Raw genomic sequence first — 9,168 nt, forward strand, 5'->3', positions numbered from 1 at the left:
AAGGTTATGGTTTGCTTTTCCATGTTTAGCTCCTGTGTTGTTATAGAGACAATATAACCTACGCATCTGATTTGTCAAGTATTATTTATCTATACTTTTTGTCCACTTCTATGTGCAACGGTCTTTATAGGTTTACAATAAGATACATAAGGTCAACTGAACTCCATCGCATTATCCGAGTTGAGGGAGATGTATCGAATCTGTGGGCTTTCAGTAAAACTTCATCAACTGGGATGAATGGCGATCAGTGGATTCTGAGGTAGAAGAGCATAGTATCGTAGCCATCAATATGGAATACCAACGTATCCATAAGAGCAAAATGAAAGCCCCTCTCCATATGGACAGGGGCTTTCGATGTATGGTCATTTGATACTATTTCATCAGGATCATCTTTTTGGTGTGACTGTATTTTCCGGCTTTCATCTTGTAGAAATACACGCCACTTGATACATTGCGATTGTTATTGTCCTTTCCGTTCCAAGCTACTGTGTGTGAACCTGGATTCATAACGGAAGCGACGAGTGTCTTAACACGTTGTCCCAGGACATTGTATATTTCTATGCTCACATATTCTCTGTCTTTCAAAGAGAAAGATATGCTGGTGTTGGGATTGAAGGGATTTGGATAGTTGCCTCTCAGTTCTGTAATCACCGGATTCACCATATCATTTGGGTCTGATGTTGAAGAACTGCCGGATAGTGTGACGATAACTGAAGGATTATCCGGATCATCACTGTCTATTTGAAGCTCAGCATCATAATCACCCTTTTCAATTGGGCGGAAAGCAATGCTAAGAATCAGGCTTTCTCCCGCTGGAACAGTGAAATTCATGTTGTTCAAATAAGAGTTCTGGGATAGCAGGCTATATGGCTCCTGCAATACTACACTGCCCAGCATAAGTGCGTCTCCAGTATTGCTAATAGTGAGATTCTGAACCTCTTCGGTACCGATTTCAATATTCCCAAAATCGAGACTGGTATGATCGATCACCATTATCGGGTGTCCGGTATCAGAATCTTCAGCGGGGAACAGAACATCGTCGATCAACACACAGTCGTTTCCGGCAGAGACAGAACTGTCTTTCACATATTCCCAACGGTAGGTGTTGGTTCCAGCAAGCACAATGTAACTAACTTGTTCCCAATCTTCATCAATGCCGCTCCATTGGTTTTTGAGCATTCCGTTTACGAAGAATTTCAGATAGTCGTGGTTTGCTTCGGATGAGGTTTTCTTCCAGAAGGATACAAAACCGTCGGAGGGATTGGTGAGCGTGATGCTCATTGAAGTGGTTTGATTGTGATTGATGGGAGCGCTTTGAGCTGCAAGACTGCCTTGATAACCATTCTCAGTGCTGATCCAGTTTCCTCCGGTAAAAGTCCAGGGGAAGTTACTCATACCATTCTCAAAGTTCTCCATCAGGATACCGGTGATGACGGCATAAGTATTGGTTAACACAGTTTGGGCATAAGATGCTATTATGTTTATTGATATGGTGGAACCTGGTTCGATTTGAGAAGATAGTGCAATATTGTAAATCAACTCACTGGAGTTACCAGCGCTAATAAGCGGGATGGTATCCACGATGGGGCTTATAATGGTTTCTCCACCTTCAATCGTGATGGAACTGAATAATTCAGGGCAGTCAGCATGTCCCAGGTTGCTTATAGGAATGCTGATCGTGAAGCTTTCTCCGGGATCCACTCTACCATTGTTGTTTCCTTGGCTGTCATTTATTTGAAGTGATCCCCAGACAATACGGGGAGCATTGATGACAATCTCATGATCGTAGTTGTATTCCGAGCCGTCCTGCAGAGTAACCAGCACAGTAAAAGCCGCAGAGTATTGATCAGGCACAGAATCACTGATTTGGAGCTGGATTCCAGTTGATGTAGAGCCGATGGTATTCGGGTTGATGTAGTCTATGATCTCCGCATCTCCAACTACTGTCAGGTGAGGATCGCTGGTGATTGCAGACACACTGACACCTTCCGCGGGATCACTTCCTACATTCTCCATATTCACCTGAATTGTAACGATCTCGCCCAGGGAAGGGTTGTTGTCATTATCGTCTTCAACGCTTACTCCGGTTACGATTATATAAGGTCCGTCTGCAGGTAATACCTCAACCGTACCAATATGAGTAACCTTATTGAAAGCGGTAATGGTAAGAGTGAGATTCATGGGCTGTTCCGGTAATATGTCCAGGTTCAAAAGAGCGGTTCCATTGGCATCTGCTGTAGCTATACCGTAGATTGTACCTTCAGCACTCAATGAGAGTCTGGCATAGGGTTCTGTAGTAACATCCAGACTCTGCATTCCGATGAGCAGGACAGGATTGTATTCAGCAAGTGCTTCAGTGGGAGTCTTCGTTCTTACCATCAGTGATGCATCACCGAATATATGCCAGTTTTTAAACTCATCTGCACCATCGCTACCGTATACTTCGATCATCTTTGATGAACCATTGTAGAACAGACCACCGATGCTGTGTTTGGCTTCAGCAATCAAAAGATCGGTGATTTCATCTTGGGCACGCATGGGGGGGTTCCAACCCTGGTTCACGGAAGAAGCGTAGATTGCTACAGCACCGGTGGGATTACCGTTGTTTGTAGCTCTCATCCAAGCTTCTGCGAAACAAGTTCGGCTCACGAAGTTGCCGTTCACACAAGCTACAGAAGCAATGAAAGGCAACATATTGTCGTTTGTAAGGGCATTTACATTGTTGTTATTGAATCCTGTGGTAACCCATGAAGTATCGGAGCCATGTCCCACGTAGTTTATGAAACCACGCCCAGTATTGATGTTGTTACCCACGGCATAAGCAGTTGCGCCCATATTTGCATACATCTGGTCAACAGAGGTGTAACCGTATCCTAGCAAATCCGTGCGGATATTCTCCATGTGTTGCTGATCGCTCTCGCCATTATCACCTTGATATCCGCCACCTTCTTCAGAGGCTATACCCATGGCATTTTGCAACCATGTGGCATCGTTTTGCAGGTCGCGCTCATATTCTATGCTTCTTTGTACCTGGGTCTCCATTTCTGCCACAGTCTGTGCAGAAAAGCGTCCCACAAAGATTTCAGGGTAATTATCATTACCAGCGAGTAAGGCAAACGAGGGATCACTGCCTCCACCATTATAGGAAAGGGATGGTACCTGAGGGGCGTCACCCATGATCTGAACGAACATCAATCCGTCGTTCAAGATATATTGGTTCTGGATATATGTTTTTATCTGAGATGCGCTTGGCCCTGCAACCTGGTAGTCTACCACACTTACATCGAAACCCATTTGCTTTTTCCAATTCACCCAGGGTAGGATGGCATTGTCAAACATGGAGTTTGTAATAACAAGAATTCGGCCTTCTTCGTCGATTGAGGGATACTTAGCTTCAGCGAAGTTCAAGAACATGTTCCGGTAGATTTCGCTATATTCGGCAGCATAACTGTGTTTGGAGAAGCTAAGAGCGTTTGTAAGGTCACTACCATCCTGAGATAGCTTTACCTTGATTCTGGTATATACACGAGTGATTCCAGTTTCGGGGTAGTACACGAAAGGTTTGAAACGAACACTAATACCGCGGTAGTCTCTCAGGATAAAGGGCTCGCTTAGTTCTGTATGGTTTTCTGGGTAATAATCGGAGCTTTTGTAAAACTCCGAGAAGGTATAGGGAATGGATTCAGGATTGATATCGCGAGTCAGATTTCCTTTGGAGGGGGCTATCTTCATCTTCAGATCAAGATATTCAGTCTCCATTGTCTCCATTACCATTCTCGCATTTGCAGAAATAATTACACTTCCTGCAAGGATGGGTACTTGAGGAAGTCCTTGTTCCAGAGTCAATCCGCCGTTCTTTACGCTCAGATTGTACCATGTATCATCATTTATTGAAAGCGCTTCACGCTCGAATGCGCCAAGTTTCATTTCCAGAATCATCTCAGAAGAGCTGCTTTGAAGCAGCTGGATACCGTTATCATAATTGGCGATTTCCATAACTTCAGCTCTGAGTATAATCTGCAAACTCAGTAGCAGGCCTAGCAATATAATGAGTCTCTTCATTATATCCTCCATTTCTATTCAATTTTATCCATATATCAGAGAGGCACCACCCAGAGGATGGTGCCTCATGTTCCATTTATTTCATCAACATCATTTTTTTGGTACTACGATAGCTTCCAGCTTCCATTCTGTATAAATACAATCCGCTTGAGACGGAAGTACCGTTGTTATCTTTTCCGTTCCACACCATCTGGTGTTTGCCAGCATTCATGGGAGCATTCACAAGGGTTCTAATCAATTGTCCCTTGATGTTGAATATATTCAGTTTTACATTTCCGGCTTCTTTCAGTGAGAAATTGATAGTGGTTTCCGGGTTGAAAGGATTTGGGAAGTTGCCATTCAGCGCAGTAACAACGGGGTTCACTTGAATTCCGTTTGAACTGGGTTCCACTGTAATCGGTATCTGAATCTCTGCCAGGTCAGGATCGTTTGTGGTTACCACTAGTACTTCGTTGATCGTTGATACAGACGAACCGGTTTCGAGAGCGATATTAAAGGTTCGGGTTGCGCCGGGGGAGATGATATAGAAGTAATCATTGGGCAGGTTTTGGCCATTATAGACCAGAGTGAAAGCTGCAGGCAGAGTGATCACACCGCTAAGGTCAGCTGTACCCAGATTGCGCAGGATTAAATCCTCACTGTAGCTGGTGTTTGGGAATACTTCTTCAAAGTCGATAGATTGTGTGGTAGTATAGGCCATCGCCAGTTCGCTTGACCCGCTTGAGGGGAATCTGATATCATCAATCCATGCCGAATCGCTACCACCAGTCATGCTCACATCTTTTACATAGCTCCATTTGAAGGTTCTGGTTCCGGGTTCAACTGCATAGCTAACCTGAGACCAATCCACTGTCCCGCTCCAATTTCCCTTCTCTTCTCCGTCAATGTAAAACATCAGTTTATCGTATGAAGATTCGGAAGAGACTTTGCGATAGAAGCTGATATCTCCTTCAGATAAAACGTCCACAGTTATACTGAGATCTGTGTTGGTGTTGTTTCCGATCGTTCCGCTCTTTGCTGAATAAGTACCACTGTTATGCTGGGTGTTTACGACAGTCCAGGGGTTGGCACTGTTATTTTGCCATGCGAAAGAACTGAAGTCTCCGGTTTCAAAGCCTTCCATTACTGCACCAACCGGTATTATCAGTCCCTGGTTGATCATTTGGACACCCATATCGAGCGCTACACCCAATGCAATGGTCGTACCCAATTCTGCTTCCTCAGAGATGTTCAGATTGAAGGTAAGTGGAATATTGCCATCGACATTTATTCCAGGAATCACAAAGCTGGATAAAGGCAATGATGCAAGATCGCTGTTTAGAATCAGATTGAGAGTGCCACTTTGGGCACTCATGTGGCCGTTATTAGTAATATTCAAGGTAATATTTATGCTTTCACCTGCTTCAAAGATGCCGTTATTATTGGGATCGAAGTAAGCCACTGAACTGATGATCACATTTGGTGCATTCACAGTAATACTGCGTTCGGATACCCATTCGTGATCTCCGTCACTAACTGTGATGGTAAGCTCAGCTTCGTGTTGATCCGGAGTGCCCTGATCAATCATAATAGAGAAGATCGAGGGGACTGTGATGCTGCCATCGGGAGATATATCGTCGATCACGGCAACATTCTGAGGGATGTATATCCAAGGGCTTTCAGTAGAGATACTTACTGTCAGGTTCTCGGCAGCAAGGATGCCAACATTGCTGAAGCTGAGGTCTATATCTATGGCTTCGCCGGCTTCGGCTGTGCCATTATCGTCGTTGATAGTGATGGGGCTTACGGTTACATAAGGCCCTTCATTGGGAATTACGTTTATGGTAGAAATTAGAGGACGTCTTTGAGATCTGGTGGCAACGATATCCGCATATCCAGGCTCGGTAAAGGGATCAAACTCCAGGTTCAAATAGCCCGTTGCGTCGGTAAGTCCCACACCATGGATCTGTCCATCTTTGGAAATAGAGACCCAGGAGTAGGGATCGGCATTGATTTCCAGACTACCTAAGCCGAGGAAAAGAGTCTCTGGTGTCTGCATTGAGTTCACTGCCGGAATACCAATGTATGGCATCAAAGAGGGATCGCCCATGATGGAATATATCTCCCAGTAGTAGTTTATCAGGCTACTGTTTCCTTGTACTACAGCAAGATTACCCATCATGGTATTTGCTCCGGCACTGTATGCCCAATCTTCAAAGGCTTCATTGTGATCGTGAAAAAGCGCGTCATATGAGCCCAAAATGTTGGCATTATAAGCGGGAGCTTGACCGTTAGCATTGCCTTTAGCGCCAACTGCCCACCAATAGTCTTCATCCCAATAAGTGCTGTTTGTGCCACCGATGTATATGATTCCACCTTTATTGACAGCTCTCAACCAAGCTTCAGCGAAGCATTCGTTTTGATCAAATTTGCTGGTGAGGCAGCAGTTACCGATTACATACGCGTATTTGTTCTCATTTTGAAGTGCATTGATGTGAGATATTGTGAAGTTCGGATCGCTCCAATCAGTGACACCACCATGAGCAGTGTAGTTTACGTATGCTGCACCTTCAGAAATATCGTTGCGGATTTGGGTGAGGCTGCTGCCGGAGTTGGGATAGAGGTAGGTGTGGGGGTCTATGCCGTGGGCTGCATTAAAATAGTTCTGGGTCGCATAATTGATTGCGCCGTTGCCATGAGAACTGGCATACCAAGAGTCCATTCCGGCTATTAAGACAGCATCAGCCAGATAACTATCATCTGGCATGCTATACATTTCGTGCGTGAGAGTTTTATTTACCTGATTGGTTACCTGAGCCACAGTGGTTGCCGAGAATCTGCCAAAATACATTTCTGGCATATAATCTGTGCCCTGAAGACGAACGTAGCCCAAATCTGAAGGATGTGAATCCCCTGGGATAGTCGAAGTGCCGGAAACTACCTGAGCCACATCACCTACAATCAATAGATAGCTGGGAGCGGGGTTCTGAGTAGTAGCACTGTTCCACAGCCCTTGCATGTAATTCTGTATGCTGGTGTAGTTGTTGCCGATGTTCTCGATGGTGGCTACAGTTACATTGTAGCCTTCTTTGGTTTTCCAATCCACAAAAGGTTGCATGGCACTCACAAAGCTTGCAGGTGAAATTATCACATAACCGATGGGGTAGCGCATCACGCTGGTTCTCGTATCTTGGTAATTCCACACACTGGAAGCTAAAGTACTGCTGAAAGCCGGAGAAACAGTCTTGGCTTTCAGTTCGGAGCTGGCAAGCAGATCGGCTCCCTGGAAACTGATCTCGACTTCGGTGCTGAGAACTATGTCCAAGCTTTTTGATTGGGGATTGTAGTTTGCAGGAATAAAATCGAGCGCAAACAGCCTCTCACCACGGAGCATTCCGAGCTCTTCCAGTTGAACTGTAGGAATTGAAGTGCTGCGGTTTCCATTATAAAAATCGCGGTTCACAATAAAGGTTAGATCTTCGGGATTATCGCATTTGGCCACACTTTCCTGAACAGGTATAATGGGATAGTGCACACCTTTTTCTCCCAAAGATAAGTTCATGCGCTGGGTGTTGCTAAGCCTGATCTGCGGATCAGCACCCAAGGGTACGCTAATTATCTTCCGCATCAAGGGCAGGCGAGGTTCGCCGATTTTATTTGTAGTAGTGAAGTCTCTGGCAGTAAGCAGAGTAAAAACACCTTCCTTGCTTTGTACTTCTTGATAATCTAGTGCGTTTATCGCAAATTTTACATTTAGGCCATAACTATCGCTGCGAAGGATTTCCGCTTGGGTAACACCCCGTTGCAATTGAATGGTTCCTGAATTGGCGGCCAACAGTGCCGACAATGCAACTAACATGAGCATGATGAGATACTTCTTCATGATCTCTCCTATATTTTTATACTAAATTCCTATCGAGCTCGGAGCCCAGTGGGCTTCAATAACAATATACGCAAGAATAGTGCCAGACTTTTATTTATATATGATTCTTTGGGTTCAAATTCATTTGATTTCTTGTTAAAGTAGTTTGCGATTGAGTCCAGTCCCAAAAAACAAAGTGAGGAGTTTTATTATTCAGTTAATTCAGGGTACACTTTTGTATGATTTCGTACCCCGATGGGTTCTAGGTTCAGTGTGTCGTAACTGGAAGGCATGGCTGAGAAGTACTTACTATATACTATTTTAAGTGTATTCGCTTCGTTCTCCAAGGGACTATAATCCAGCATTTCATAGAGCAGGTCGATCTCTCCATTGGCATCTATGTGCCCATAGTCGTAGTCTATCGTAAATATGAAGCTTCCTTCCGAATCAAAAAGTGCCAGGATGAAATAGCCTTGTATCTCTACATCAAGATTGTTTTGCAAAGAAACAAAGACATCAGCTGGACGGGGAAGATTGTAAATATCGTAAAGGAACTCCTCTTCTGGAGCAATGGGAACCACATTAATCTCACTGCCCAAATTGAAAGCCTGTTCATCCAACCAGTTTCCGCTGTAGCTTCGCGCAGAACGGAAGCCTCCCCAAAAAGCGAGAGTACGCTCTTCATAGGTTTGCACACCGGGATCATTAACGATGTAGGAGGATGCTTTGTCTTTGGGTCCGTCTTGCCTTATAACCAGAACCCAGTGGGAACGCCTGCCTGCTACTTTCACAATGACCTTGTTACCCTTCTCAAGTTCTGAAGCCAGAAAATCCCAATCGTTATACTTTGTACTACGATTTTCCAATTCCATTCCCAAACCATCACCATCGATGAGCCCGGGAATTTGCCACCGCATATTGTTACCGGAATAACCACCGTTTTTACTTAGCCAATCATTCAGTTTATCCGGTGTCATGTAAGGGTTTGATGCTTCAGCATTGAGTAGCATGGATAAGCAGGACACCACACATCCGCTTCTGGCAATTGATGTACCGTGCCCCAGACGGTCCGATCCCCAGCGAGCGTCAGACTGTGAAAACCAACTGAAGCTGGAAGCATGAGCCATGCTGGTCAATATTATTAAGCTGTATATTAGCATGTATTTCTTCATAGGCTATGTCTCTTTAAATCTTTTGTTATCAATGAATTTCGATAATCAAACAAAATTGATAAAAATGTCATATTTGTCAACCCATAATTTTCT

At 44.4% G+C, this 9,168-nt stretch carries 3 protein-coding genes; all 3 read right to left on the reverse strand.

Going from position 1 to position 9,168, the window contains the following annotated elements:
* Positions 1-372: 372 nt before the first annotated feature.
* The gene (locus PHF32_07825; protein MDD4560624.1) at positions 373-4,062 is read right to left on the reverse strand and encodes a C25 family cysteine peptidase; all 3,690 of its coding nucleotides are present in this window, start codon (positions 4,060-4,062) and stop codon (positions 373-375) included.
* Between the two features lie 76 nt (positions 4,063-4,138).
* A complete protein-coding gene (locus PHF32_07830) occupies positions 4,139-7,924 on the reverse strand; it encodes a C25 family cysteine peptidase (protein MDD4560625.1) in 3,786 nt (1,261 codons plus the stop codon).
* Between the two features lie 188 nt (positions 7,925-8,112).
* Positions 8,113-9,075, reverse strand: coding sequence for a hypothetical protein (locus tag PHF32_07835; protein MDD4560626.1), 963 nt, complete (start codon positions 9,073-9,075; stop codon positions 8,113-8,115).
* Positions 9,076-9,168 lie beyond the last annotated feature (93 nt).

It is taken from the genome of Candidatus Cloacimonadota bacterium (assembly GCA_028706475.1).
Classification (GTDB): domain Bacteria; phylum Cloacimonadota; class Cloacimonadia; order Cloacimonadales; family Cloacimonadaceae; genus UBA5456.

Excerpts from the sequence above, each read along its gene's own strand:
- PHF32_07825 (MDD4560624.1), bottom strand. The coding sequence starts at position 4,062 with ATGAAGAGACTCATTATATTGCTAGGCCTGCTACTGAGTTTGCAGATT.
- PHF32_07830 (MDD4560625.1), bottom strand. The coding sequence starts at position 7,924 with ATGAAGAAGTATCTCATCATGCTCATGTTAGTTGCATTGTCGGCACTG.
- PHF32_07835 (MDD4560626.1), bottom strand. The coding sequence starts at position 9,075 with ATGAAGAAATACATGCTAATATACAGCTTAATAATATTGACCAGCATG.